Source organism: Methylobacterium indicum (assembly GCF_017347565.1).
Classification (GTDB): Bacteria; Pseudomonadota; Alphaproteobacteria; order Rhizobiales; family Beijerinckiaceae; genus Methylobacterium; species Methylobacterium indicum.
In genome coordinates this window covers 536342-560330 of sequence record NZ_AP024145.1, presented here as the reverse complement: position 1 = coordinate 560330, position 23989 = coordinate 536342, and the positions used below count along the sequence as shown (strand labels likewise).

Annotated in this window: 23 protein-coding genes; 17 read left to right on the top strand and 6 right to left on the bottom strand. The window is 70.1% G+C overall.

From position 1 onward, the window contains the following. Positions 1 to 32: 32 nt before the first annotated feature. Entirely contained in the window at positions 33 to 809 is a 777-nt protein-coding gene (locus miv_RS02595; protein WP_207181295.1) for an IclR family transcriptional regulator, read from the bottom strand. Between the two features lie 185 nt (positions 810 to 994). Here miv_RS02595 and miv_RS02590 point away from each other — a divergent pair, with 185 nt between their 5' ends. Further along, a complete protein-coding gene (locus tag miv_RS02590) occupies positions 995 to 1855 on the top strand; it encodes a 2,4-didehydro-3-deoxy-L-rhamnonate hydrolase (RefSeq protein ID WP_207181293.1) in 861 nt (286 codons plus the stop codon). A gap of 4 nt (positions 1856 to 1859) precedes the next feature. Next, on the top strand, positions 1860 to 2609 hold the full coding sequence (locus tag miv_RS02585) for an SDR family NAD(P)-dependent oxidoreductase (protein WP_207181291.1): 750 nt from the start codon (positions 1860 to 1862) through the stop codon (positions 2607 to 2609). Between the two features lie 376 nt (positions 2610 to 2985). Here the strand turns inward: miv_RS02585 and miv_RS02580 are convergent, their stop codons facing one another. After that, positions 2986 to 4020, bottom strand: a complete 1035-nt coding sequence (locus tag miv_RS02580) for a glutamine synthetase beta-grasp domain-containing protein (RefSeq protein WP_058619987.1) — start codon at positions 4018 to 4020, stop codon at positions 2986 to 2988. A 414-nt stretch (positions 4021 to 4434) separates the two neighbouring features. On the opposite strand from miv_RS02580, the gene miv_RS02575 reads away from it, so the two are divergent. Then, positions 4435 to 4623: a DUF2735 domain-containing protein gene (locus miv_RS02575; RefSeq protein ID WP_048426962.1), complete on the top strand. Its 189-nt coding sequence runs from the start codon at positions 4435 to 4437 to the stop codon at positions 4621 to 4623. A 433-nt stretch (positions 4624 to 5056) separates the two neighbouring features. Here miv_RS02575 and miv_RS02570 read toward each other — a convergent pair whose 3' ends face one another. Continuing rightward, positions 5057 to 5944: a glutaminase gene (locus miv_RS02570; protein ID WP_425312974.1), complete on the bottom strand. Its 888-nt coding sequence runs from the start codon at positions 5942 to 5944 to the stop codon at positions 5057 to 5059. 229 nt (positions 5945 to 6173) lie between these two features. Here miv_RS02570 and miv_RS02565 point away from each other — a divergent pair, with 229 nt between their 5' ends. The 3 genes from miv_RS02565 (at position 6174) to miv_RS02555 (ending at position 8230) form a co-directional block, all read left to right on the top strand. Continuing rightward, positions 6174 to 7127, top strand: a complete 954-nt coding sequence (locus miv_RS02565) for an NAD(P)/FAD-dependent oxidoreductase (RefSeq protein WP_244748829.1) — start codon at positions 6174 to 6176, stop codon at positions 7125 to 7127. A 400-nt stretch (positions 7128 to 7527) separates the two neighbouring features. Further along, positions 7528 to 7668 carry a hypothetical protein gene (locus tag miv_RS02560; protein WP_165602092.1) on the top strand — a complete coding sequence of 47 codons (141 nt, stop codon included), beginning with the start codon at positions 7528 to 7530 and terminating at the stop codon, positions 7666 to 7668. Between the two features lie 58 nt (positions 7669 to 7726). Beyond that, on the top strand, positions 7727 to 8230 hold the full coding sequence (locus tag miv_RS02555; RefSeq protein ID WP_207181287.1) for a CinA family protein: 504 nt from the start codon (positions 7727 to 7729) through the stop codon (positions 8228 to 8230). A 30-nt stretch (positions 8231 to 8260) separates the two neighbouring features. On the opposite strand, the gene miv_RS02550 is transcribed toward miv_RS02555, so the two are convergent. Then, positions 8261 to 9526 (bottom strand): branched-chain amino acid ABC transporter substrate-binding protein, encoded by a 1266-nt coding sequence (locus tag miv_RS02550; RefSeq protein ID WP_207181285.1) that lies wholly within the window; start codon positions 9524 to 9526, stop codon positions 8261 to 8263. Positions 9527 to 10007: 481 nt separating this feature from the next. On the opposite strand from miv_RS02550, the gene miv_RS02545 reads away from it, so the two are divergent. The 8 genes from miv_RS02545 to miv_RS02510 all read left to right on the top strand — a co-directional run bounded on the left by miv_RS02545 (position 10008) and on the right by miv_RS02510 (position 17111). Continuing rightward, positions 10008 to 11177 (top strand): PepSY-associated TM helix domain-containing protein, encoded by a 1170-nt coding sequence (locus miv_RS02545; RefSeq protein WP_244748828.1) that lies wholly within the window; start codon positions 10008 to 10010, stop codon positions 11175 to 11177. A gap of 84 nt (positions 11178 to 11261) precedes the next feature. Continuing rightward, on the top strand, positions 11262 to 13484 hold the full coding sequence (gene purL / locus miv_RS02540; RefSeq protein ID WP_207181282.1) for a phosphoribosylformylglycinamidine synthase subunit PurL: 2223 nt from the start codon (positions 11262 to 11264) through the stop codon (positions 13482 to 13484). 248 nt (positions 13485 to 13732) lie between these two features. Then, the gene (locus miv_RS02535) at positions 13733 to 13969 is read left to right on the top strand and encodes a BolA family protein (RefSeq protein ID WP_048426957.1); all 237 of its coding nucleotides are present in this window, start codon (positions 13733 to 13735) and stop codon (positions 13967 to 13969) included. Positions 13970 to 13989: 20 nt separating this feature from the next. Next, positions 13990 to 14520, top strand: a complete 531-nt coding sequence (locus miv_RS02530) for a DUF29 domain-containing protein (RefSeq protein ID WP_207181280.1) — start codon at positions 13990 to 13992, stop codon at positions 14518 to 14520. Positions 14521 to 14596: 76 nt separating this feature from the next. Continuing rightward, positions 14597 to 14935 (top strand): Grx4 family monothiol glutaredoxin, encoded by a 339-nt coding sequence (gene grxD, locus miv_RS02525; RefSeq protein WP_207181278.1) that lies wholly within the window; start codon positions 14597 to 14599, stop codon positions 14933 to 14935. A gap of 127 nt (positions 14936 to 15062) precedes the next feature. Beyond that, on the top strand, positions 15063 to 15959 hold the full coding sequence (locus miv_RS02520) for an NAD(P)/FAD-dependent oxidoreductase (RefSeq protein WP_207181275.1): 897 nt from the start codon (positions 15063 to 15065) through the stop codon (positions 15957 to 15959). A gap of 212 nt (positions 15960 to 16171) precedes the next feature. Further along, positions 16172 to 16345 (top strand): hypothetical protein, encoded by a 174-nt coding sequence (locus miv_RS02515; protein WP_165602008.1) that lies wholly within the window; start codon positions 16172 to 16174, stop codon positions 16343 to 16345. Positions 16346 to 16919: 574 nt separating this feature from the next. After that, positions 16920 to 17111 carry a hypothetical protein gene (locus miv_RS02510; RefSeq protein ID WP_058619080.1) on the top strand — a complete coding sequence of 64 codons (192 nt, stop codon included), beginning with the start codon at positions 16920 to 16922 and terminating at the stop codon, positions 17109 to 17111. A gap of 33 nt (positions 17112 to 17144) precedes the next feature. Here the strand turns inward: miv_RS02510 and miv_RS02505 are convergent, their stop codons facing one another. Beyond that, positions 17145 to 18050, bottom strand: a complete 906-nt coding sequence (locus miv_RS02505; RefSeq protein WP_058619081.1) for a hypothetical protein — start codon at positions 18048 to 18050, stop codon at positions 17145 to 17147. A 105-nt stretch (positions 18051 to 18155) separates the two neighbouring features. After that, positions 18156 to 19103 carry a VOC family protein gene (locus miv_RS02500; RefSeq protein ID WP_207181273.1) on the bottom strand — a complete coding sequence of 316 codons (948 nt, stop codon included), beginning with the start codon at positions 19101 to 19103 and terminating at the stop codon, positions 18156 to 18158. 116 nt (positions 19104 to 19219) lie between these two features. Here miv_RS02500 and miv_RS02495 point away from each other — a divergent pair, with 116 nt between their 5' ends. The 3 genes from miv_RS02495 (at position 19220) to aceE (ending at position 23699) form a co-directional block, all read left to right on the top strand. Further along, complete coding sequence (locus miv_RS02495; RefSeq protein WP_207183360.1) at positions 19220 to 20185, top strand: LysR family transcriptional regulator; 966 nt, start codon at positions 19220 to 19222, stop codon at positions 20183 to 20185. 386 nt (positions 20186 to 20571) lie between these two features. After that, positions 20572 to 20841: a DUF6489 family protein gene (locus tag miv_RS02490; protein ID WP_048426950.1), complete on the top strand. Its 270-nt coding sequence runs from the start codon at positions 20572 to 20574 to the stop codon at positions 20839 to 20841. 200 nt (positions 20842 to 21041) lie between these two features. Then, complete coding sequence (gene aceE, locus miv_RS02485; protein ID WP_207181271.1) at positions 21042 to 23699, top strand: pyruvate dehydrogenase (acetyl-transferring), homodimeric type; 2658 nt, start codon at positions 21042 to 21044, stop codon at positions 23697 to 23699. The last annotated feature ends 290 nt before the right edge of the window (positions 23700 to 23989 follow it).

Here is a 23989-nt window from a genome sequence, read left to right as displayed (position 1 = left end):
AGCCGCGGGACAGGGCGTGCTCCCGCGGCCCCTCACCCCGCCCAGCCCAGATCCCGGCTGATCGCCAGCGCCACCTCCCGCACCGTCCCGGCCAGGTCCTCCATCCGCGCCTCGTCCATGTACTGGACGGTGCTGGTAACGCTGAACGCCGCGACGATCGCCCCACTGGCGTCGCGGATCGGCCCGGCGACGCAGCGCACCTCGGGCTCGTTCTCCTCCCGGTCGTAGGCGATGCCGCGCACGGCGTAGGCCCGCATCCGCTTGAGCCAGGTCGCGAGATCGGGGCTGTGGCCGCCCCGTGCCTCGCCGAGGCGGTAGAAGCCCCGCCAGCGCGCCTCGTCGAGGTCGAGGATCAGGGCCTTGCCGAGGCCGGTCGACCAGACCGGCTGGCGCTCGCCGATCCGCGAGCTGATCGCGATGCGCCGGCGCCCCGGCAGCTTGTCGAGGTAGAGCGCCCACTCCCCCTCCAGCACGCCGAGATGGATGGTGTCGCCGCAGGATTCCGACAGGCGGTCGAGATGGGGCCGCGCCACCCGGGTCACCGGCGCCGCCTGCTGGGCCCGAAAGCCGAGCTCGAGCAGCTTGGGACCGAGCCCGTAGCCATCCCGCGGGGCGAAGGTGAGGTAGCGCTGCTCGACCAAGGCGGCGGCGAGGCGGTGGGTGGTGCTGCGGGTGGTGCCGAGCGCCGCCGAGAGAGCGGCGAGGTCGCGGGCGCCGCCCGCCACCGCCTCCAGGATCGCGAGGCCGCGCAACAGCGTCTGGCTGCCCGGCGCCGCTCCTCCCTCCCCGGTTGACGGCTTCGCGGCCATGCGCGTATCGTCCCACATAGAAGAATAAGATCCCACTATATGGGATCTGTGGGCGTGCCGCCAGGGCCGCCGGAGGACACCCCGAGGGCGCCGCGCGAGCGACCGCCGCGACCCGCCTCCCGTCCCGGCCACGCCCGAACCCGGTGCGCCGCGGCGGCGCGCCTCACGACGGAGGTCATACGCCCATGAAGCTCTTGCGCTACGGCCCGGCGGGCCAGGAGAAGCCCGGCCTGCTCGACGGCGAAGGCCGCATCCGCGACCTGTCCGGCCACCTGCCGGATCTCGGCCCGGCGGCGCTCGCCAAGGAGTCCCTCGCCCGCCTCGCCGCGCTCGACGCCGCCAGCCTGCCGGTGGTGGACGGCGCGCCGCGCCTCGGTACGCCGGTCGCCGGTGTCGGCAAGTTCATCGCCATCGGGCTCAACTTCGCGGACCACGCCGCCGAGTCGAACCTGCCGGTACCCAAGGAGCCGATCGTCTTCACCAAGGCGATCAGCTCGCTGTCCGGCCCGAACGACCCGGTGATGCTGCCCAAGGATTCGGTGAAGAGCGACTGGGAGGTCGAGCTCGGCATCGTCATCGGCACCCGTGCGTCCTACGTCGAGGAGGCGCAGGCGCTGGATCACGTCGCCGGCTACTGCCTCGTCAACGACGTCTCCGAGCGCGAGTACCAGATCGAGCGCGGCGGCACCTGGGACAAGGGCAAGGGCTGCGACACGTTCGGGCCGGTCGGCCCCTGGCTCGTGACCTCCGACGAGGTCGGCGATCCGCAGAGCCTCGACATGTGGCTCGACCTCAACGGCCGCCGCATGCAGACCGGCAACACCCGGACGATGATCTTCACCTGCGCGCAGATCGTCTCCTATGTCAGCCGCTTCATGACCCTGATGCCCGGCGACGTCATCACCACCGGCACGCCGCCGGGCGTCGGCATGGGCATGAAGCCCGAGCCGGTCTTCCTCAAGGCCGGGGACGTGATGACGCTCGGCATCGAGAAGCTCGGCGAGCAGCGCCAGGACGTCACCGCCTGGCAGCGCCGGGAGGCGTGAGGCGATGACGTATCCGAACCGCTTCGAGGGCCGCAGGGCCCTCGTCACCGGCGGCGCTTCGGGCATCGGCCTCGCGGTCGCCGCGCGGCTGAGGGCCGAGGGCGCGACGGTGGCGCTCTGGGACCTCAACGCCGCGGCGCTGGAGGCGGCCAAGGCCGAATCCGGTGCCGCCGACGCCCGCGCCCTCGACATCGCGGATGCCGCCGCGGTCGAGGCCGGGATGCGCGAGACCCTGGCGGCGCTCGGCGGCCGGCTCGACGTGCTGGTGTGCAGCGCCGGCATCACCGGGCCGAACACCCCCTTGCGCGACTATCCCGTCGACGCCTGGCAGCGCGTGATCGACGTCAACCTCAACGGCCTGTTCTACTGCAACCGGGCCGCGGTGCCGGCGATGGAGGCGGGCGGCTACGGCCGCATCGTCAACGTCGCGTCGATCGCCGGCAAGGAAGGCAACCCCAACGCCTCGGCCTACTCGGCCTCCAAGGCCGGGGTGATCGGGCTGACGAAGTCGCTCGGCAAGGAGCTGGCGAAGTCGGAGATCCGGGTGAACTGCGTCACGCCGGCGGCGGTGCGGACCGCGATCTTCGACCAGATGACGCAAGCCCATATCGACTTCATGCTGTCGAAGATCCCGATCGGCCGCTTCGGCGCCATCGACGAGGTGACCTCGCTGATCTGCTTCCTGGCGAGCGAGGAGGCGTCGTTCTCGACGGGTGCGGTGTTCGACGTGTCGGGCGGCCGGGCGACGTACTGACGGCGGTCCCGCGCTCCGCCCCTCCACGCTCCGCCGCCGCCGGGCAGAACAGGAAGGCGCGGGTTTGCACCTCTCCCCGCCGGCGGGGAGAGGGCTGCCGACCCCTCGTCGGGTCGGCGGCAAGCCCGAAGGGCGAGGGTGAGGGGGTGATTCCGCAGGAGTCTCACGCGTCGAGACCCCCTCGCCCTCGCTCCGGCATTCGCCTTCGCTCCTTTCGCCCCCGACAAGGGGGGCGAAAGCCTCTCCCCGCCCGCGGGGAGAGGAGAAACCCGCGACAGTCTTGTTGTCTGAACAGCTCCGCCGCATCCCCCCAACGCAGAACGGCGCGGGCCCGTCGGGGCCCGCGCCGTTCACGCCATCACCGGATTACCGGGTCTCAGGCCGCGGCCGAGACCGCGGTCGGGACGGTCGAGATGGTCTTCAGGATCTGCGAGGCGATCTGGTAGGGGTCGCCCATCGAGTTCGGGCGGCGATCCTCGAGGTAGCCCTTGTAGTCGTTGTTGACGAAGCTGTGGGGCACCCGGATCGAGGCGCCGCGGTCGGCCACGCCCCAGCTGAAGGTGTGGATCGAGGCGGTCTCGTGCTTGCCGGTCAGCCGCATGTGGTTGTCCGGGCCGTAGACGGCGATGTGGTCCTCGCGGGCATCCCCGAAGGCCGCCATCAGCTTCTCGAAATAGGCCTTGCCGCCGACCTCCCGCATGTAGGCGGTCGAGAAGTTGGCGTGCATGCCCGAGCCGTTCCAGTCGGTGTCGCCGAGCGGCTTGCAATGGTACTCGATGTCGATCTCGTACTTCTCGCACAGGCGCTGCATCAGGTAGCGCGCCATCCACATCTCGTCGGCGGCCCGCTTGGAGCCCTTGCCGAAGATCTGGAATTCCCACTGGCCCTTCGCCACCTCGGCGTTGATGCCCTCGTGGTTGATGCCGGCGGCGAGGCAGAGGTCGAGATGCTCCTCGACGATCTGGCGGGCGACCGAGCCGACGTTCGAGTAGCCGACGCCGGTGTAGTACGGGCCCTGCGGCGCCGGGTAGCCGGTCTCGGGGAAGCCGAGCGGACGGCCGTTCTTGTAGAAGAAGTATTCCTGCTCGAAGCCGAACCAGGCGCCTTCGTCGTCCAGGATGGTGGCGCGCTTGTTCGACGGGTGCGGGGTCTTGCCGTCCGGCATCATGACTTCGCACAGGACCAGGACGCCGTTGGTGCGGGCCGGGTCGGGGAAGTGGCGGACGGGCTTCAGCACGCAATCGGAGGAGCTGCCCTCGGCCTGCTGGGTCGAGCTGCCGTCGAAGCCCCAGAGCGGAAGCTGCTCGAGGGTCGGGAAGCTGTCGAAGGCCTTGATCTGGGTCTTGCCGCGAAGGTTCGGGGTCGGGGTGTAACCATCGAGCCAAATATACTCGAGCTTGTATTTGGTCATCTCGCGTCTCTCTATCAGGTTCCGATGGAGCCCGTGATTCCTCGTGGCGCCCATCACCCGCCAGCGGCATTCCCTGGCTTGCACGACCCGTGCCAACCCCGTCGACGCGGCGGAACGATCGCCTGGACAGTGCGTTTGCCGGCACCCTCCCCGCCGGGTCGCCCGTCGTCGCGCCCTTGCGGCGGCACCGTCGAGGCCGGCGGCGAGGCCCTGCCCGGTTGCGCGCCAGGACGCCAGGACGCTCAACCGCGCGCCACACCCGCCAATTCGCTCGGCGATGCAAGCGCGGGCATGCACGAATTATAGCCAACCACTGATTTTTCCGTGGTCAAACCGAGCATTCCCCAGGCACACTCCGTTACGATCTCAGAGGCTGGCGCGGCGACGCGGCGGCCCTCACGGGAGACCCATCCGATGAGCATCTCCGGCCCGCACGTCACCGCGAAGATCTACGCGTTCCCGGCCGGCGGCCGCAGCCGCGGCGGCCGCAACGACTGGTCGGCGCCGAGCCCGGCGGCACGCGAGCGCGCTCCCGACATCGTGCCGGCGAGCGGCGGCTACCACGATGCGGCGATCCGCGAGGAACGCTCGCGCAAGCCCTGAGCAGATTTCGCCGAAGTGGACACCGGTTCGGCGGCAAAAACCTGCGACGAAACAAGAATCCAGGCGGGCGAAGCGTTGGCCTGCCCATGGTACACGACATTGAAGAAAGTGGAGGCCACCACGCGGGCGTTCCACCCCCTTTCCCGGACGACTGGAGCGTCAGCGGAAGGAGATCCGGGATCCAGCAGAGGACATGCCGCGAAGCGGCTCAACCTGTTGCACCGTCGCAGACAATGAGACGCTTCGCGGCTTTTCGTGCTGGATTCCGGATCTCCTTCCGCTTCGCTTCAGTCGTCCGGAAAAGGGGGTTGGTTTGCAATGGGTCATGGAGCCTGGCTGCACGGTTCCCGGCCAGTGTCGTGTACCGTGGGCCCGGAGGAGCGCCCGATCGCACCGCGATCGGGCGCCGCTCCAGGACGGCGCGGGACCGGCCCTACTCGCCGAAGATCGACCAGCCCAGGCGCTTCGTCAGCCGCTCGAGCGCGATGCGTCCGAGATGGGAATTGCCGGCGGCGTCGAGCCCCGGCGCCCAGACGGCGATCGAGGCGCGCCCGGGTGCCACCGCCAGGATGCCGCCGCCGACGCCGCTCTTGCCCGGCAGGCCGACCCGGTAGGCGAACTCGCCCGAGCCGTCGTAATGGCCGCAGGTCAGCATGACGGCATTGATGCGCCGCGCCCGCTCGGCCTGCACCACCGACAGGCCGGTGCTGGGATCGCGGCCCGAATGCGCCAGGAACCGGCCCGCCGCCGCGAGCTGCCGGCACGTCATGCCGATGGCGCAGTGGTGGAAGTAGACGCCGAGCGTGTAATCGACCGGATTGTCGATGATCCCGAACGATTTCATGTAGTTGGCGAGCGCCACGTTGCGGAAACCGGTGCGCTGCTCGGAGGCCGCCACCTCCTCGTCGATCGTGATGGTGTTGTCCTGCGCCAGGTACTGCATGAAGCGCAGGATCTCGCCCAAAGCCTCGCGGGGCTGGTGGCGCGACAGGATCAGGTCGGTGACGGCGATGGCGCCGGCATTGATGAACGGGTTGCGGGGGATGCCGCGCTCGTATTCGAGCTGGACGACGGAGTTGAACGGGCTGCCCGAGGGCTCGCGCCCGACCCGCTGCCACAGCCGGTCGCCGACCATGCCGAGCGCCAGCGTCAGGGTGAAGACCTTCGAGATGCTCTGGATCGAGAACGGCACGTCGCAATCGCCCGCCGCCGCCACCGTGCCGTCGGCGTCGATCACCGCGAGGCCGAACTGGTTCGGATCGACCCGGGCGAGCTCCGGGATGTAGCGCGCCACCTCGCCGCGGTCGCTCCGCTGGCGCATCTCGTCGGCGATCTCGCTCACGACGGTTTCGAGGTTCGGCACGGAACGGGGATCCCTGACAGGAAGACAAGCGCGGCCTTATCGCTGCAAGTTCGGGGCCTCAAGCGCGTCTCGGCGACATTCCGCCGGAAGCAAGGGGTTTCGCGCGATCGATTGGGACCACAACGACCTCTCGCGCGTTGACGCAGGGACTGCCCGGGATGCGGTCGCGGCGTGGGAAGAGGCGGATTTGAGCACGGGCGGCACCATCGCGATCATCGGGGCGGGCATCGCCGGTGCCGTGGCGGCGCACCGCCTGCACGCCGCCGGACGCCGCGTCGTCGTCTTCGACAAGGGCCGCGGCCCCGGCGGGCGCATGGCGACCCGGCGCGGACCGGACGGCCTGCGCTTCGATCATGGCGCCCAGTTCTTCACCGCCCGCGATCCCCGGTTCGCCGCCCGGGTCGAGGACTGGACGGCGCGGGGCGTCGCCGCCCCCTGGGGCGGGCCGCACCGGCACGCGGGCACGCCCGGCATGTCGGCGCCGGCCCGCGACCTCCTCGTGGGCATCGATCTCCGCTGCGGCCGCGCCGTCGGGCGCCTGGTGCGGGACGGCGAGGCCTGGCGCCTGGAGGAGGCCGACGGCACGGCGCTCGCCGAAGGCACCGCCTTCTCGACGGTGATGCTGACCTGCCCCTCGCCCCAGAGCCTCGCCCTCCTGGCCGGCGCCGGCCGTGATCTGCCGGGCCTCGGCGACGTGCGCTACGCTCCGTGCTGGACCCTGATGCTCGCCCATGACGGGCCGCCGCCCTTCGACGGGCCGGTGCGGGAGGATCGCGATCCGGACGCGGTCTTCGCCTGGATCGCCCGCGACGACACCAAGCCCGGCCGCGACGGCGGCACCCTGGTGGCGCATGCGGCTCCCGCCTGGTCGCGCACCAACCTCGAAGAGCCGGCCGACAGGATCGCCGAGCGGCTGGTCGCAGCCCTGAAGACCCTCGTCCCCGTCGGGACCGTGCGCCACGCCGCCGCCCATCGCTGGCGCTACGCCCAGGTCGAGCGCGCGGTCGGCGCGGATTGCCTGTTCGCGCCGGAGACCGGCCTGGGCTTTGCCGGCGACGGCTGCCTCGGCCCGCGGGTGGAACTCGCCTATCTGAGCGGGCTCGCCCTGGCCGAGCGCGCGATCGACGGGGGCGCGCCGTGAGCCCCGCGACCGCCGAGGTGCGGGAGCGCACCGCAGCCCAAGCGTGGCCGGCGCTAAGCAGATGTCGCCGAAGTGGATACCGGTTCGGCGACAAAGATCTGCGACAAAACAATAACCTAAGCGGGCGAAGCGTTGGCCTGCCAACGCAAGTCTGCTTAGCCTTGCCACATCGGGACCATCGTTCCGCCCCAAGGCGGTGCGACACCGCTCCCGAACGGGATGGGCTTCATCCCCGGGGCGACCCTCCTGTCGGGGTCGTCCCCGCGCCGGCGCCGCCGGCTCCCGCAGGCCGGACCGCTCCGGCCTTCCACCACACCACAGGGCGACGAACGGTTCTCGGTGCCGGGCGGCTTCCCGCCTCGCTTCCTGTTTCGTCCAACCTTCATGTCGGGTGAGTTCGATGTCTGATGCGTACCTCTTCCTCCACATCGCCGGGTCGATGACCTTCGTGGCTCTCGCCGGGGTCGGAATCGGCAAGGCCCTCGACGCCTGGGTGCGGCAGGCCCCGGGTGGCGACGACGACGGCGCGCTGGCCGAGTAGAGGCTTGAACAAGTAGCGACTTGCGACCGAAGCGGGCTCCTCGCCGGGAGACGGGACGATGCGGGACTTGATGGACAGGGCCGGCCGCGTCGCCGCCCGGCTGACGGCGCGGCGGGAGACCGTCGCGGTCGCCGAATCCTCCGCCGGCGGCCTCGTCGCCGCGTCCCTGCTCGCGGTGCCGGGCGCCTCGGCCTACTTCCTCGGCGGAGCGGTGGTCTATACCGGCGAGGCGCGCCGGGCGCTGCTCGGCCTCGACGAGGCCGGGATGGCCGGCCTGCGCAGCGCCAGCGAACCCTACGCCGAGCGCGTCGCCGCCCTGGTGCGGGAGCGCCACGGCGCGGCCTGGGGCCTGTGCGAGACCGGCGCCGCCGGCCCGCGCGGCAACCGCTACGGCGATGCGGCCGGCCATACCTGCCTGGCGGTGGCCGGCCCGGTGTCGCGCCGCCTGACGGTCGAGACCGGCCACGGCGACCGGGCCGCCAACATGGAGACCTTCGCGGCCGCCATGCTGGACGCCTTCCTGGATGCGCTCGCGGAGGCGGATCGGATACGGGCCCCGTAGGGGCCCGCTTCCGGACGAGGCGGCCCCGGATCAGCTCGGCCGGTCCATCCGGCAGGTCGTCGGCAGCACCGTGTCCTTGGTCTCGACCCGGCCGACCGTCTTCCAGCCCCAGCCCGTGCCCTCCTCGTCGAAGCGCATGCCGGGCTCCATCGGGCCGAAGGAGTGGACGAACATCGTCTGGAAATACTGGTGGTCGTCGGGCCGCACGTAGCCCTCGCTGCCGACATGCGGTTTGAGGTGGGCCTGTTCGAGTTTGGGCGCCACCTTGCGCGCCTCCGACGAGCCGGCCTCCTGCATCGCGGTGAGCAGCGCGTTCATCGCGTTGAAGGCGCGGGGATAGGTCGAGCCGATGCCGGTGCGGGCCCGGAACGCGGCCTCGAACTCCTGCGCGGCGGTATCGCCCTCGTTGGCGGCGCCCTGCGAGACCTCGAACACCCGGTGGGCGAGGCCGGTCTGGCGCACCACCGTCGGCCCGCCGGTGCCGGCGGCATAGTAGGTGTAGAAGCTCGCCTGGAGCCCCGCCTCGGCGGCGGCCTTGAGCAGCAGGTTGATGTCCTGCGCCCAGTTGCCGGTGATGACCGAATCGGCCCCCGACGCCTTGATCTTGGTGACGTAGGGCGCGAAATCGTTGACCTTCTGCAGCGGCGTCACCTCGTCGCCGACGATCTGGATGTCGGGTCGCTTGGTCTTCAGCATGGCACGGGCCTGCTGCCGCACCGACTGGCCGAACGAATAATCCTGGTTGATCAGGTAGACCTTCTTGATTTCCGGTCTCGTCTTGATGAAGTTCGTCAGTGCCTCCATCTTGATGTCCGAATTGGCATCGAAACGGAAATGCCAGTAGTTGCATTTCTCGTTGGTGAGGGACGGATCGACCGCCGAGTAGTTGATGTAGATAACCTGGCGGTCGGGGTTGCGCTCGTTGTGCTTGGCGACGAAATCGGTGAGTGCCGCGGCCGCGGATGAGCCGTTGCCCTGCACCACCACCCGGGCCCCGGCATCGATGCCCTTCTGGGCGGCGATCACGGTCTCCTGCGGGTTCACCTTGTTGTCGTAGGCCAGGACCTCGAAGCGAAACGCTTTCTGGCGGGCGTTCAGCACCTCGGCCATGTACTGGAAGTGGCGCAGGCCGGCCTCGCCGGTCGGCGCGCCGCCGCCCGAGAGCGGATCGATGAAGGCGATCTTCACCGTCTCCTGCGCGGCGGCCGCGCCGCAATGGGCCGTCCCCCACAGGGCCGGACCGCCGACCGCGACGACGAAGGCGGCGCCACGCAGCGCCTCGCGAATGGGCGTCATGTTCCTCTCCTCTCGCCCGCGGTCGTCTCGGATCCCCGATGGGGCCGGTGCCGCGTTGCCGGCGCCGAGGGTCCGGCGCGGGGTGGAAGCCCGTCAAGTGGAAACCGCAGCCTCGCGGGACTGCCCGCGCCGTTTTACATGTGACATGGAATTCGAAACCCATGCGCGCAGCCGGCTCGGGAAGAAATCCGACGCATCCTGCAGACGAGACGCCGGCAGGCCGCCCGCTCCCGCGAACATCTCGCAGGATCACGCCACGACTTGTTCTGCGAACGCTCCGACATCCAATGAATTGGAATGATTATAATTACGGCCTTGCAGCGGGGTTGCAGCCCGAAACATTGACATCCGCGCCGCCGGCGGCTTAAGCGTCGCGGCGATGCGGGCCGTCGAACGGCCGGCGGCGCTCCTTCGGGTCGAGGCGCGTGGCGGGGACACGGACCATGATTCAGCCCGACGCGCCCCGCGCGAGACGCCCCCGGTGAGATCCGCCCTCTTCCGGCTCCACTGGTTCCTCGGCCTGACCGCCGGCCTCGTGCTGATGGTGGTCGGGGCGACCGGCGGCCTCCTCGGCCTCGAGGACGAGGTCACCGGCCTGCTCAGCCCCGACATCGTCGCCGTCCAGGCCCGGGAGGCGCCGCGGCTGACGCCGGACGCGCTGGTCGCGCAGCTGACGCACGGGACGCCCGGGCGGCGCGTGACCCTGCTGGTGCTGAACGGCGCCCCCGACCGGGCGGCGCGGGTGCGCCTCGCCGACGGGCCGGGACGCGGCGTCGAGACCTATGTCGATCCCTATGACGGCCGGGTCCTCGGGCCGGCGCGGGGCGAGGCCTTCTTCGACGACGTGCGCCGGCTGCACCGCTGGCTGCTGCTTCCCGGCAACGGCGACGGCTGGGGCCGCACCATCACCGGCGCCTCGGCGCTCGCGCTGATCTACCTCGCTTTGTCGGGCCTGTACCTGCGCTGGCCCAGGGGCCGGCGAGACTGGCGGATCTGGCTGAAGCCGGCGCTCAACCGCCGCGGCCGGGCGCTGTACTGGTCGCTGCACGCGGTCGTCGGAACCTGGGTGCTGGTGCTCTACCTCGTGATGGCGCTCTCGGGCCTGTGGTGGTCCTACGGCTGGTACCGCGACGGGGCGACCTTGCTGCTCACCGGCCGCGCGCCGGCCGCCGCGCCGGCTCGGACCGCGGGAAACCGCGACATGCCCAAGCGCGAGGGCGCGCCCGCCGCCCTCGATCCCGCCTTCGCGGCCTTCACGGCGGCGACGGGCGGCCGCTACGCCACCGCCACGCTCGCGCCGGCCCGCGCGGGCGAGACCCTCCGCATCCGGGCGGTGGCCCCCGACGCCCCTCATTTCCAAGCCCGCGACGAGTGGCGCTTCCGCCCGGACGGCACCCTCGACTCTCGCGACCTCTACGCCGAGCGGGCGCTGGGACCCCGGCTCGCCGGCAGCATGCTGGCCCTGCACGAGGGCCGCTTCTTCGGCCCCGTCGGCTGGATCGCCTTCATGCTGGCGGCGCTCGCCCTGCCGCTCTTCGGGGCGACGGGGCTCCTGCTCTATCTCGGCCGGCGCCGCAGCCGGCGGCGCCATGCGGCGGCGGCGGTCCGGCCGGCGCGGTCCACCGACATGCGGCCCGAGCAGGCGGCCTGACCTTCGGTCGCGAGTTGCCTTTCGGTCCCATCAGGCAGTAAGCGCACGGGCAGCAGGGCCGCCCGACCGGCGAGAGGATGCCGCATGATCCGCAACGACGTCTCCATCACGCCCGAGCTCGTGCGCCAGCACGGCCTGACCGAGGACGAGTACCAGCGCTTCGTCGGGCTGATCGGGCGCGAGCCGACCATCACCGAACTCGGCATCGTCTCGGCGATGTGGAACGAGCATTGCTCGTACAAGTCCTCGCGCCTGCACCTGAAGACGCTGCCGACCAAGGCGCCGTGGGTGATCCAGGGCCCGGGCGAGAATGCCGGCGTCATCGACATCGGCGACGGCCTCGCCTGCGTGTTCAAGATGGAGAGCCACAACCACCCGAGCTTCATCGAGCCCTACCAGGGCGCGGGCACCGGGGTCGGCGGCATCCTGCGCGACGTCTTCACCATGGGCGCCCGGCCGATCGCGGCCTTGAACGCGCTCCGCTTCGGCTCGCCGGACCATCCGCGCACGCCCCACCTCGTCTCGGGCGTGGTCGCGGGCATCGGCGGCTACGGCAATTCCTTCGGCGTGCCGACGGTCGGCGGCGCGGTCGGCTTCCACACCCGCTACGACGGCAACATCCTGGTCAACGCCATGGCGGTGGGCCTCGCGAAGACCGACGCGATCTTCTACGCGGCGGCGACCGGCGTCGGGAACCCGATCGTCTATCTCGGCTCGAAGACCGGCCGCGACGGCATCCACGGCGCCACCATGGCGTCCGCCGCCTTCGACGCCTCGTCGGAGGAGAAGCGCCCGACCGTGCAGGTCGGCGACCCCTTCGCGGAAAAGCTCCTGCTCGAGGCCTGCCTGGAGCTGATGGCGTCGGGCGCGGTGATCGCGATCCAGGACATGGGCGCGGCGGGCCTGACCTGCTCGGCGGTCGAGATGGGCGCCAAGGGCAATCTCGGGGTGGAACTCGACCTCGACGCGGTGCCGACCCGCGAGCCCGGCATGACCGCCTACGAGATGATGCTGTCGGAGAGCCAGGAGCGCATGCTCATGGTGCTCAAGCCCGGCATGGAGGCGGAGGCGCAGGCCATCTTCGTGAAGTGGGGCCTCGACTTCGCGATCATCGGCCACACCACCGACACGCTCCGCTTCGTCATCAAGCACGGCGGCGAGACCGTCGCCGACCTGCCGATCAAGGAACTCGGCGACGAGGCGCCGCTCTACGACCGGCCGCACCGCCGGAACGCCGACCAGCCCGAGATCAAGGCGGAGGACGTCGCGGCGCCGATGCGCAACGTCGATGCGCTCAAAAAGCTCGTCGCCTCGCCGGACCTGTGCTCGAAGCGCTGGGTCTACGAGCAATACGACCACTTCATCCTCGGCAACACCTTGCAGAAGCCCGGCGGCGACGCCGCGGTGGTGCGGGTCGAGGACGGGCCGAAGGGGCTGGCGATCTCCACCGACGTGACCCCGCGCTACTGCGAGGCCGACCCGGTCGAGGGCGGCAAGCAGGCGGTGGCGGAAGCCTGGCGCAACATCACGGCGGTGGGCGGCCGTCCGCTCGCCATCACCGACAACCTCAACTTCGGCAACCCGGAGAAGCCGGAGGTGATGGGCCAGTTCGTCGGCTGCATCCAGGGCATCGGCGAGGCCTGCCGCGCCCTCGACTTCCCGGTCGTGTCCGGCAACGTCTCGCTCTACAACGAGACCGAGGGCGTGGGCATCCTGCCGACCCCGACCATCGGCGGCGTCGGCGTGGTCGACGACGTCGAGACGATCGCCACGATCGCGTTCAAGCGCGACGGCGACGCCCTGGTGCTGATCGGCGCGACCAAGGGCTGGCTCGGCCAGTCGGCGTACCTCGCCACGATCTGCGGCCGCGAGGAGGGGGCGCCGCCCCCGGTCGACCTCGGCGCCGAGAAGCGCAACGGCGACTTCGTGCGCGGGCTGATCACCGCAGGGATCGTCGACACCGTGCACGACCTCTCCGACGGCGGCCTCGCGGTAGCCGTCGCCGAGATGGCGATGGCGGGCAATATCGGCGCCGTGCTGCCCGAATGCCCGCTGCCGGTGGCCTGCCACGCCTACCTGTTCGGCGAGGACCAGGGCCGCTACCTCCTGGCGGTGGAACCCGACGCGGTCGCCGACCTGCTCTACAGCGCCAGCGCACAGGGGATCGACGCGGCGGTCATCGGCGTCACCGGCGCCGATTCCCTGACCCTGCCGGGCGACGAGCTCATCGCCCTCGACGACCTGCGCAAGGCGCACGAGGACTGGCTGCCGGGCTACATGGCGGGTCCGGCGGCCGACGCGGCCTGAGGGTTCGTTCGCGCGCTTCGACCAATCCGTCCCACCCGCGACCTCATCCTGAGGTGTCAGTCCATCTTCGATGGACTGACACCTCAGGATGAGGGCTCCAGAAGTCTTCGAGCTAACTGGAGCCCTCCTTCGAGGCTCAGCGATCTTCGATCGCCCGCACCTCAGGATGAGGTTGCGGGCAGGAATGAACGGGTTCACATGCCCCGGATATCTTCGAAGCAACCCGATTCCGAGTAGGAGACGACCCGATGCCGATGGATGCCCGCGAGATCGAGGCGATGATCAAGGAGGCCCTGCCCGACGCCACGATCGAGATCCGCGACCTTGCCGGCGACGGCGACCACTACGCCGCCACCGTCGTGTCGGCGGCCTTCAAGGGCAAGTCGCGGGTGCAGCAGCACCAGATGGTCTACGGCGCGCTCCAGGGGCGCATGGGCGGGGTGCTGCACGCCCTTGCCCTCACCACGGGCGTGCCGCAGGATTGAGCCCAACCGAGGGCCGCCGCATGGACGAGATCCGCACGGATCAGCCGAGCCTCTACGACGAGGATGTCGTCGCCTGGGCGGAGCAGCAGGCGGCGGCTCTGCGCGCCCTCGGCGCGCGCCCGGACCTCTCGAACGTCCTCGACTGGGAGAACGTCATCGAGGAGGTCGAGGCCGTGGGCTCGTCGCAGGTCAGCGCCGTCGAGAGCGCACTCCGCCTCGTGCTCGTGCACCTGATCAAGCATCTGTCGGCCCCGCACCTGCCGCCATCGCAGCATTGGCGCGCGGAAGTGGTCGCGTTCCAGATCACCGCGCAGGACAGCTACCGCGCCTCGATGCGGCGGAAGATCGACCTCGACAAGGTCTGGCGAAATGCTGTCGTCCAGGCGGAGGCGAACCTCACCGCCTACCACGACGCCGTGGTGCCGGGCCTGCCCGAGACTTCGCCGTTCACGCTGGACGACCTCGTCGCCGAAAGCTTCGACATCGATCGCCGCCTGATACAGCTCGCCGCATCGCTGGATTCCACGCGGGCGACGCGGCGCCGGCGCTGAGACCGCCGCCGGATCGTCCACCTTGGACATTCCGGCCGGCCATCCTTACATGACACACGGAACGAGGACCGTAGCCATGACCGACGTCAACAGCCGCATCGAGACCGAGATCAAGTCCCAGGACGTGGTCGTGTTCATGAAGGGCACGCCGCAATTCCCGATGTGCGGCTTCTCGGGCCAGGTGGCCCAGATCCTCAATTACCTCGGCGTGCCGTTCAAGGGCGTGAACGTGCTCGAGGACATGGAGATCCGCGAGGGCATCAAGGCCTTCTCGCAGTGGCCGACTATCCCGCAGGTCTACGTCAAGGGCGAGTTCGTCGGCGGCTGCGACATCACCCGCGAGATGTTCCAGTCCGGCGAGCTGCAGCAGATGCTGACCGAGAAGGGCATCGCCATCAACACCGCCGCGGCCTGATCCCGGAGGGCCCGGCACGGGACGGACGAGGAAGGGCGCGCGAGCGCCCTTTTTCATTGGCCATGCGGCGAAACCCGGCCACCCGCCGATGCGTCTATTCCTCAGTGACGGCACGCGGGACGGCGACATGCGGGACGTGATCATCGTGGGCGGCGGGCCGGCGGGCCTGTCCGCCGCCCTCATCCTCGGGCGCTGCCGGCGCCGGGTGCTGCTGATCGATTCGGGCCACCCGCGCAACGCGGTGACGCCACACATGCACGGCTTCCTCGGCCGCGACGGGCGCCCGCCCGGCGACTTGCGCGAGGAGGGCCGCCGGGAACTCGCCGCCTACGACACGGTCGAGATCTGGGACGGGCGCGTCGCCGACGCGGTGGTGGCGCCGGACGGCTTCCAGGTGGTGATGGACGACCAGCGCCGGGAGAAGGGCCGCCGGATGATCCTCGCCACCGGCCTGCGCACCGACCTGCCACCGGTCGAGGGGTTTTCGGAGTTCTGGGGCCACGGCGTCCACCATTGCCCGTATTGCGACGGCTACGAGAACCGCGACCGGCCGCTCGCGGTCTACGGTCCGGGCGAGGCCGGCAAGGGTTTGGCCCTCGAACTGACCGCCTGGAGTCGCGACCTGACGCTCTGCACCGACGGGCCCAGCGGCCTCGAGGCTCCGGAGTGGGAGCGGCTCGCCCGGAACGGCATCCGGATCGAGGAGCGGGCGGTGGCCCGGCTCGAAGGCGAGGACGGGCGATTCGCGAGGGTCCGCCTGCGCGACGGCGCGGCCCTCGCCTTCGGTGCCCTGTTCTTCGTCACCGGGCCGTGCGTCCCCTCCCGGCTCGTCGAACGTCTCGGCTGCGACCTGTCGCGCAAGGGCACGGTGCCGACCGGCGACTACGAGGAGACGAACGTGCCGGGCCTCTACGTCGCGGGCGATGCCTCGCGGCGGGTCCAGCTCGCCATCGTGGCCGCCGCCGAGGGCGCGATGGCGGCCTTCGCGATCAACACCGAACTCCTGCGCGACGACACCCGCTGAGGGCCGAATCAGCCGAGGCCGAGCATAGGCCAGGACAGGATTCCGCATTTTTTCGCGTGCCCTGTGTCAGTCCAATAACGTGGGTGGATCAGGCGCTTGGCATCTCCCCCGCCCCACCGGGCCGATCGGCCCGGACCAACAATCCTCCTGTCAAGACTATATCCTGCGCCGCGGGCTTGTTAGCTTTGCTGGGCGGCGAGGGGGATTTCGTCATGAAGGGGCTGGGGCAGGCTTGGCGAGCAGGGCTCGCCCGGCGCGTGCAACGCGCTGCAACGATCCGCGAGGCTGCCCTGCGGCAGGCCGACGGCGAGCATCACGCCCTCACCGCGCGGGATCTGATCCGCATGGCGCAATCCGCCCTCGCGTCGAGCGAAACACGGAACTGATCCTCACGCCGTTCGGTCCAAGACGACCTCGCAAGACGACCTCGCAAGACGACCTCGGCGACGACCTCGGCCCCGCGATGCACCGGGCGTCGAACGGTCCCGGCGCGGCATTGGCCCCCGCAGCGGGCCGGGGAACCGAACGACTCCGCCATGGGTTGAGGGGCGGAATCTCGTGCGAAGGCCGGCGATCAGGCAGGATCCGAGGGTCATTCGCGATCGGACACGACGGTGACGGAAAGCGCCACGCCGTCCTGTGGTGACGCGGCCCGCGATCGTCTCCGGTCGTCTCACTGCCAAGTTTCGCGACGATCCGGCCCTGCTACTTTGCGCGCGAGATTTTCTTGCAGTGCACAATAGGTCACGTGCGCTGACGCACATGCATCTCACAACCCTTGCGCTAATCCCCGCTTCACTGTCGCATGCGGCGACCCGCCACCTTAGTCGGCAACCGTGAACTTTTTCTTGCGCGGCGGTCCAGGGTGCGGAACTATGGCATTTCTTAGTCGTTATTGGTTCTCTCACCTGAGTATGCGTCTTCCCAGACAGCCACGGGCCGCGCGCCCGAGGGACCCCCATGCCTGATTTCGAGTCACGGAACCTCGACGACGCCGAGAGCCTCGCCCGCCTCGCCGAGCTTCTCCATCCGACCAAGTCCGCCCGGGCCGAGGCCAAGAACCGCGGTCGCCGCCGTGCGGCGACCGGCTTCCTGCCGGTCCAGAGCCCTGCGCCGGCCGGCCCCGCCGGGCACGCCCTCCAGCACGCCTGACCCCCGTCGGCGGGCCCGCGACCGGGCCGTGCCTCACCAGGTCTGCGGGGTGATCAGACCCTTCGTGGTCACCACGACCCAGGTCCGTCCGCGACGCTCGATCGCCTCGATCCGGCCGGCCCCCGGCAGGGTGTCGCCCGGGCCGACCTCGACGAGGCGACGGTTGCGGTTCTCGATCATCGCCATCCCGTCATAGACGTCGCGCAGCACCCAGCCTTCGATGGCGGGCGGCTTCGCCTTGTCGGCCGGCTTGTCGGGCAGGCTTCCGGTGAGAGCCGGCTCCGCCGCAGCGACCGGCCTTGCCGCGACCTGAGCGGCTGCCGCGGGCGCGTGGATCGCCGGGATCTGGGCGATCGGAGCCGAGACCGCCGGGATTGCGGCCACGGGCGCCGGGCGCTTCTCCAGCTTGTCCATCACCGCCGTGAGACGCGCCGCCTGCTCGCGGTCGGCGTGCTCCTGGCGCTCGGCCATCGCCGACAGGCGTTCCGTGAGGGCCGCCACCTTGCCGGCGAGGTCGCCGTCCTGGCGCTGCAGCCGCTCGATGCGCTCGGAGATCTGGCCCAGGCGGGCGCCGGCCTCGGCGCGGCCCTTGTCGGCCGCCTCGTGCGCCTGCACCGTGCGGTCGCGCAGGAGCGACAGATCGGTGGCGAGCCGCGCGCTCTCGGTGCCGCCGGCCTCGACCCGGGCATTCAACCGCGTCCACTCGGCTTGCGGGATGCCGGCACCGCCGCCCTGGGCGGCGTTCATCAGCGCCACGGTGGCGCCGCCCGACAGGGCGCCGACGCAGCCCGCGCAGAGCAACCCCGCCACCGTCGTCGTCTTCAGCTTGCGCCACCCGGACAGGGCGGCGACACCGCCCTTGAGCGAGGGCGCCGCGCCGGCCGATGCGCCGGCCGATGAACCGGCCGACGAACCGGCCACGTCGTTCTGATCCACCATGACCCGAGCTTCCCAGAAATCCAGGAAGATTTGGGTAACCATGCTTGCTTACCGATTGGTTACCGAAAAGGGGGCCGGGTCTCCGCCCGGCCCCCGTCCCTCCTCTCACGCCAGCGCCGGCAGCACCCGCTCGATCTCGGCCCGGTGCGGCTCGAGGAAGGCCGGCAGCTTCAGGGCCTCGCCCAAGGCCTCCGCCGGCTCGTCGGCGGCGAAGCCCGGCGCATCGGTGGCGATCTCGAACAGCACGCCGCCGGGCTCGCGGAAGTAGACCGAGCGGAAGTAGTTGCGATCGCGCTGCTCGGTCACCTGCAATCCCAGCGTCCCTGCCCGCTCCGCCATCGCGGCCTGCGCCGCATCGTCGGCGGCCCGGAAGGCGACGTGGTGCACCGAGCCGCCGCCCGAGCGCCCGGGCAGGAAGTCGCCGACCTCCCGCAGGGTGACGTGGGCCCCGAGCCCGGCGGCGCCGGCATACCGGGTGAGCGCCCCCTCCCGGCCGGTCTCCGCGAGACCCAGCACCTCGGTCAGCACCCGGGCGGTGGGCGCCGCCTGGCGCAGCATCAGGGTCACGCCGTGGAAGCCCCGCACCGCGTGCTCGGCCGGCACCTCGGACCCGGTCCAGGCCGGCTCGGCCTCCGCCCCCGCCACGCCGACGAGCGCGAGCCGCATCCCGTCGGGATCGCGGAACGGCAGCACCGTCTCGCCAAAAACCTTGGCGGGCGCCTCGAAGGCGATGCCGGCCGCCACCAGCCGGTGGGTCCAGTAGCCGATCGACCCCTCGGGCACCCGGAACGCCGTCTCCTCGGTCTGCCCGACCCCGACCCGGCCCGGAGCGACATGCTCCCAGGGGAAGAAGGTCAGGATCGTGCCGGGCGCGCCGTCGGCATCGCCGTAATAGAGGTGGTAGGTGCCCGGATCGTCGAAGTTGACGGTCTTCTTCACCAGCCGCAGGCCGAGGACCCGGGTGTAGAAGTCGAGGTTGCGGCGCGCCGGCCCCGAGATGGCGGTGACGTGATGCAGGCCGGCGGAGGTGGTGGCGGTGCGGGTGGTCGTCATGGCCGGAAAGCTCCTGATGGGCGGGCCGTCGGGTCCGTCGCGATCACGGCAATCTAGGACTTGCCCTCCAGCGCCAGAATAGAAACAATCGAAACCCATCGTTTCCGGAGGCGTCGATTCCGCTCCCCGATTTCGAGGCCTGGGCGATCTTCGCCCGGGTGGCGCAGACCGCCTCGTTCTCCCGCGCCGCCACCGAGCTCGGCCTGTCCAAGGCCACGGTGTCGAAGGCGGTGAGCCGGCTCGAGCGCCGCCTCGGCGCCGCCCTGCTGCACCGGACCTCGCGGCGCCTCGCCCTCACCGAGGCCGGACGCCTCGCCCTCGACGGCGCCGCCCGCATCCTGGCGGCCGGCGAGGCCGCGGAGGCCGAGGCGATGGCGCAATCGGCCTCGCCCCGGGGCCTCGTGCGGGTGGCTGCCCCGATGTCGTTCGGCCTCGCCCATGTCGCCCCGCTCCTGCCCGACTTCCTCGCCGCGCATCCGGAGGTCGCGGTCGACCTGCATCTGAGCGACGCCCAGGTCGATCTCGTCGGCGACGGGTTCGACCTCGGGCTGCGGATCGCGGCGCTCGCCGATTCGAGCCTGCGCCTGCGCCGCCTCTGCGCGGTCGGCCGCTCCCTGGTCGCGGCCCCCGCCTATCTCGACCGGGCCGGACGGCCGGCGCATCCGCGCGACCTCGCCGGGCATGCCTGCCTCGGCTACGCCTACCTGCCGAACCCCGAGCGCTGGCACTTCCGCGACGCGACGGGCACCGAGGTGACTGTGACCCCCGCCGGGCGGTTGCGGGCGAACAATGCCGACGCGCTGACGCCGGCGCTCCGCGCCGGCCTGGGGCTGGCGGTGCAGCCCGACTTCCTGGTCTGGGACGACCTGCGCGCCGGGCGGCTGGAACGGGTCATGCCGGGCTGGTCGCCGCCGCCGGTCGGGCTCAACCTGCTGATGCCGCCGGGCGCCGCCCGCCCGGCCCGGGTCACCGCCCTGGTGACCTTCCTGGAGCGCCGCCTCGCCGCGGCACCCTGGGCCAGCGACGCGGGACCAAACGACATCCGCGCGAAGCGAGATGAGGTACAGGAGACGACAGACTAGAGCATTTTCCGACGAAGTGGATGCCGGTTCGTTGAAGAAAATGCGACAAAACAAAGACTTAGAGAGCTTCGCGATTGCAGCGCGATCGTGAAGGGCTCTAGGCGAGGGCCGGCGAGGCGCGAGACGTCGGGAGACGACACGGCAAGCGCAACCGGTGACAGAACGGCCCGTCCGTCACAATGTGGCTTTACAAGGCCGCCGGAATGGCCGAGGGGGGGCGCATACGACCTTCGTCGTAGGAGGGTATCAGCCGCGCGGGGCGCGGCCGCGCTGCCGCGTGTCAGACTAGGCCCTTGATTTCACCGCATTTTTTGCGTCCCGCCCGGTTTCCACCCGGATCAAAAGGTGATCTAAGCTCCGATCGGGGACCGAGAGGAAAGAATGCAATGAAGTTCCGCGTCGAGGTCGATTGCACCCCGGTCGAGGCCCGCCAGTTCGTTGGTCTTCCCAACGTCGAGCCGCTCCAGGCGGCGGTGATGGCCGAGGTCGAGCGGCGCATGATGGCCGAGATGGACCGCTTCTCGCCCGACACGATCATGCGCAGCTGGTTCACGGTATTTCCCCAGAACGCGGACCAGATGCAGACCATGTTCCTCAAGATGTTCCAGCAAGGCTTCGGCGGCAGCGCGTCGGCGCCGAGCAAGTCGGACACTTGAGGTCACCGGCCCGGAGGCTGTTCCGGATCTCCGCACTGCAACGACGGGCGGGATGCGGATCACCGGAACCAGCCCCGCCACCGGGTAAGCTAAACCCTTGCAATGCCTGACGAGTTGCGAAAGCATAGCGGTGGCACGAACAATGCTGACGCCTGCGGCAGCTCGACTCGCCGATCGAGTATGACCTAAGGGAGGACAACGTGGAACGCAGTCGCGATCTCGACCCGGTCGAGACCCAGGAGTGGCTCGATTCGCTCGACGGCGTGCTGGAGGTCGAGGGCCCGGATCGGGCGCACTTCCTCATCGAGCAGGTCATCGAGGGGGCCCGCAAGAAGGGCGCGCCGGTCCCCTACTCGGCGAACACGGCCTATGTGAACACGATTCCGGCCGACAAGCAGCCCCCCCATCCGGGGGACAGGGCGATCGAGCACCGGATCCGCTCGGCGATCCGCTGGAATGCCATCGCGATCATCCTGCGCAACAACAAGGATTCGTCGGAGCTCGGCGGCCACATCGCCAGCTTCCAGTCCGCCGCGACCCTGTACGACACCGGCTTCATGCATTTCTGGCACGGCGCCGAGGGCGACCGTGGCGGCGACCTGATCTACGTCCAGGGCCATTCCTCGCCGGGCATCTATGCCCGCGCCTACCTGGAAGGCCGCCTGACCGAGGAGCAGCTGCTGAGCTTCCGCCAGGAAGTCGGCGGCAAGGGCCTCTCCTCCTATCCGCATCCCTGGCTGATGCCGGATTTCTGGCAGTTCCCGACCGTCTCGATGGGTCTCGGGCCCCTGATGGCGATCTACCAGGCCCGCTACCTGCGCTACCTGCACCATCGCGGGCTGGCCAATACCGACGGCCGCAAGGTCTGGGCGTTCATGGGCGACGGCGAGATGGACGAGCCGGAGTCGCTCGGCGCGATCTCGCTCGCCTCGCGCGAGAAGCTCGACAACCTGGTCTTCGTCATCAACTGCAACCTGCAGCGCCTCGACGGCCCGGTGCGCGGCAACGGCAAGATCGTCCAGGAGCTGGAGGCCAACTTCCGCGGCGCCGGCTGGAACGTCATCAAGGTGCTGTGGGGCTCGGGCTGGGACCAGCTTCTCGCCCGCGACACCACCGGCATGCTGGCGCGCCTGATGGAGGAGTGCGTCGACGGCGAGTACCAGGACTTCAAGTCGAAGAACGGCGCCTATATCCGCGAGCACTTCTTCGGCAAGTACCCCGAGACCGCCGCCCTGGTGAAGGACTGGAGCGACGAGGACATCTGGCGGCTCACCCGCGGCGGCCACGACCCGAGCAAGGTCTTCGCGGCGTACTCCGCGGCCGTGAAGCACAAGGGCCAGCCGACCCTCATCCTCGCCAAGACCGTCAAGGGCTACGGGATGGGCGAGGCCGGTGAAGCGCAGAACATCACCCATCAGCAGAAGAAGATGGGCGAGGCGGTGCTCAAGCAGTTCCGCGACCGCTTCGGCATCGACCTCAACGACGACCAGATCGCCGAGATCCCGTTCATCCGCTTCCCCGAGGGGTCGCCGGAGCACACCTACCTGATGGAGCGCCGCAAGGCGCTCGGCGGCCCGCTGCCGGCGCGGCGCGGCAAGTCTCAGTCCCTCCAGATCCCGCCGCTGGACGCCTTCTCGGCCCAGCTGAAGGAGACGGCGGGCCGCGAGATCTCCACCACCATGGCGTTCGTGCGGGTGCTCAACACCCTGCTTCGCGACAAGAACATCGGCAACCGCATCGTGCCGATCGTGCCCGACGAGAGCCGGACCTTCGGCATGGAGGGCATGTTCCGGCAGTTCGGCATCTTCAGCCAGGTCGGCCAGCTCTACCGGCCGGAAGATGCCAACCAGCTGATGTACTATCGCGAGGACGAGAAGGGCCAGATGCTCCAGGAGGGCATCAACGAGGCCGGCGCGATGTCGTCCTGGATCGCGGCCGCGACCTCGTACTCCCATTCCGACGCGCCGACGATCCCGTTCTACATCTACTACTCGATGTTCGGGTTCCAGCGCATCGGCGACCTCGCCTGGGCCGCCGGCGACATGCGCGCCCGCGGCTTCATGATCGGCGGCACCGCCGGCCGCACGACCCTGAACGGCGAGGGCCTCCAGCACGAGGACGGCCACAGCCACCTGATCTCGGCCACCATCCCGAACTGCGTCTCCTACGACCCGACCTTCTCCTACGAGGTGGCGGTGATCGTGCAGGACGGCCTGCGCCGGATGTATGCCGAGCAGGAGGACGTGTTCTACTACATCACGGTGATGAACGAGAACTACGAGCATCCCGGCATGCCCGAAGGGGCCGAGGCCGGGATCCTCAAGGGCATGTACCTGTTCCGCGAAGGCAAGGCGGGTGCGGCGAACCGCGTCCAGCTGATGGGCTCGGGCACGATCCTGCGCGAGGTCATCGCCGGGGCCGAGCTTCTGGAGCAGGATTTCGGTGTCAGTGCCGACATCTGGTCCTGCCCGAGCTTCACCGAACTGCGCCGCGAGGCGATGGCGGTGGAGCGCTGGAACATGCTCCACCCGACCGAGACGCAGAAGACGTCCTACGTCGAGACCTGCCTGTCGAGCCGTCAGGGCCCGGTGATCGCGGCGACCGACTACATGCGGCTCTTCGCCGACCAGATCCGCCCCTACGTGCCGGGCCGCTACAAGGTGCTCGGCACCGACGGCTTCGGCCGCTCGGATTACCGGGTGCGCCTGCGCGAGTTCTTCGAGGTCAACCGCTACTGGGTCGTCGTTGCGGCGCTCAAGAGCCTGGCCGAGGAGGGCGCCGTGCCGGCCGCCAAGGTCGCCGAGGCGATCGCCAAGTACGGGCTGAACCCGGAGAAGCCGGCCCCCTGGACGGTGTGATTGGTCAAGACGTGCGAGGTCCCCTCTCCCGGATGTCCGTTCGGTTTCACACGTCTCCTCTGAGAGCTAACCCTCTGTAAATTCGTGCGCCTTCCCCTCCCCCCTGTGGGGAGGGGTCAGGGGTGGGGGTGGTTCCGCGTAAAGCTATGCGGTGCCTCCTGCACCACCCCCACCTCCAACTCCTCCCCACAGGGGGGAGGAGAGGTGCGCGCCTTCCAGGGGAAGAGAGCAATCAGACCGAGTTGTGGAGATGCGATAGCGGATGCCCGGGCGAGAGCTGCCTCGCGCGT

What these genes read in the sequence shown, in the direction of transcription:
- miv_RS02595 (WP_207181295.1), bottom strand. Translation starts at nt 809, where the DNA reads ATGGCCGCGAAGCCGTCAACCGGGGAGGGAGGAGCGGCGCCGGGCAGC.
- miv_RS02590 (WP_207181293.1), top strand. Translation starts at nt 995, where the DNA reads ATGAAGCTCTTGCGCTACGGCCCGGCGGGCCAGGAGAAGCCCGGCCTG.
- miv_RS02585 (WP_207181291.1), top strand. Translation starts at nt 1,860, where the DNA reads ATGACGTATCCGAACCGCTTCGAGGGCCGCAGGGCCCTCGTCACCGGC.
- miv_RS02580 (WP_058619987.1), bottom strand. Translation starts at nt 4,020, where the DNA reads ATGACCAAATACAAGCTCGAGTATATTTGGCTCGATGGTTACACCCCG.
- miv_RS02575 (WP_048426962.1), top strand. Translation starts at nt 4,435, where the DNA reads ATGAGCATCTCCGGCCCGCACGTCACCGCGAAGATCTACGCGTTCCCG.
- miv_RS02570 (WP_425312974.1), bottom strand. Translation starts at nt 5,944, where the DNA reads ATGCGCCAGCGGAGCGACCGCGGCGAGGTGGCGCGCTACATCCCGGAG.
- miv_RS02560 (WP_165602092.1), top strand. Translation starts at nt 7,528, where the DNA reads ATGTCTGATGCGTACCTCTTCCTCCACATCGCCGGGTCGATGACCTTC.
- miv_RS02555 (WP_207181287.1), top strand. Translation starts at nt 7,727, where the DNA reads ATGCGGGACTTGATGGACAGGGCCGGCCGCGTCGCCGCCCGGCTGACG.
- miv_RS02550 (WP_207181285.1), bottom strand. Translation starts at nt 9,526, where the DNA reads ATGACGCCCATTCGCGAGGCGCTGCGTGGCGCCGCCTTCGTCGTCGCG.
- purL (WP_207181282.1), top strand. Translation starts at nt 11,262, where the DNA reads ATGATCCGCAACGACGTCTCCATCACGCCCGAGCTCGTGCGCCAGCAC.
- miv_RS02535 (WP_048426957.1), top strand. Translation starts at nt 13,733, where the DNA reads ATGCCGATGGATGCCCGCGAGATCGAGGCGATGATCAAGGAGGCCCTG.
- miv_RS02530 (WP_207181280.1), top strand. Translation starts at nt 13,990, where the DNA reads ATGGACGAGATCCGCACGGATCAGCCGAGCCTCTACGACGAGGATGTC.
- grxD (WP_207181278.1), top strand. Translation starts at nt 14,597, where the DNA reads ATGACCGACGTCAACAGCCGCATCGAGACCGAGATCAAGTCCCAGGAC.
- miv_RS02520 (WP_207181275.1), top strand. Translation starts at nt 15,063, where the DNA reads ATGCGGGACGTGATCATCGTGGGCGGCGGGCCGGCGGGCCTGTCCGCC.
- miv_RS02515 (WP_165602008.1), top strand. Translation starts at nt 16,172, where the DNA reads ATGAAGGGGCTGGGGCAGGCTTGGCGAGCAGGGCTCGCCCGGCGCGTG.
- miv_RS02510 (WP_058619080.1), top strand. Translation starts at nt 16,920, where the DNA reads ATGCCTGATTTCGAGTCACGGAACCTCGACGACGCCGAGAGCCTCGCC.
- miv_RS02505 (WP_058619081.1), bottom strand. Translation starts at nt 18,050, where the DNA reads ATGGTGGATCAGAACGACGTGGCCGGTTCGTCGGCCGGTTCATCGGCC.
- miv_RS02500 (WP_207181273.1), bottom strand. Translation starts at nt 19,103, where the DNA reads ATGACGACCACCCGCACCGCCACCACCTCCGCCGGCCTGCATCACGTC.
- miv_RS02490 (WP_048426950.1), top strand. Translation starts at nt 20,572, where the DNA reads ATGAAGTTCCGCGTCGAGGTCGATTGCACCCCGGTCGAGGCCCGCCAG.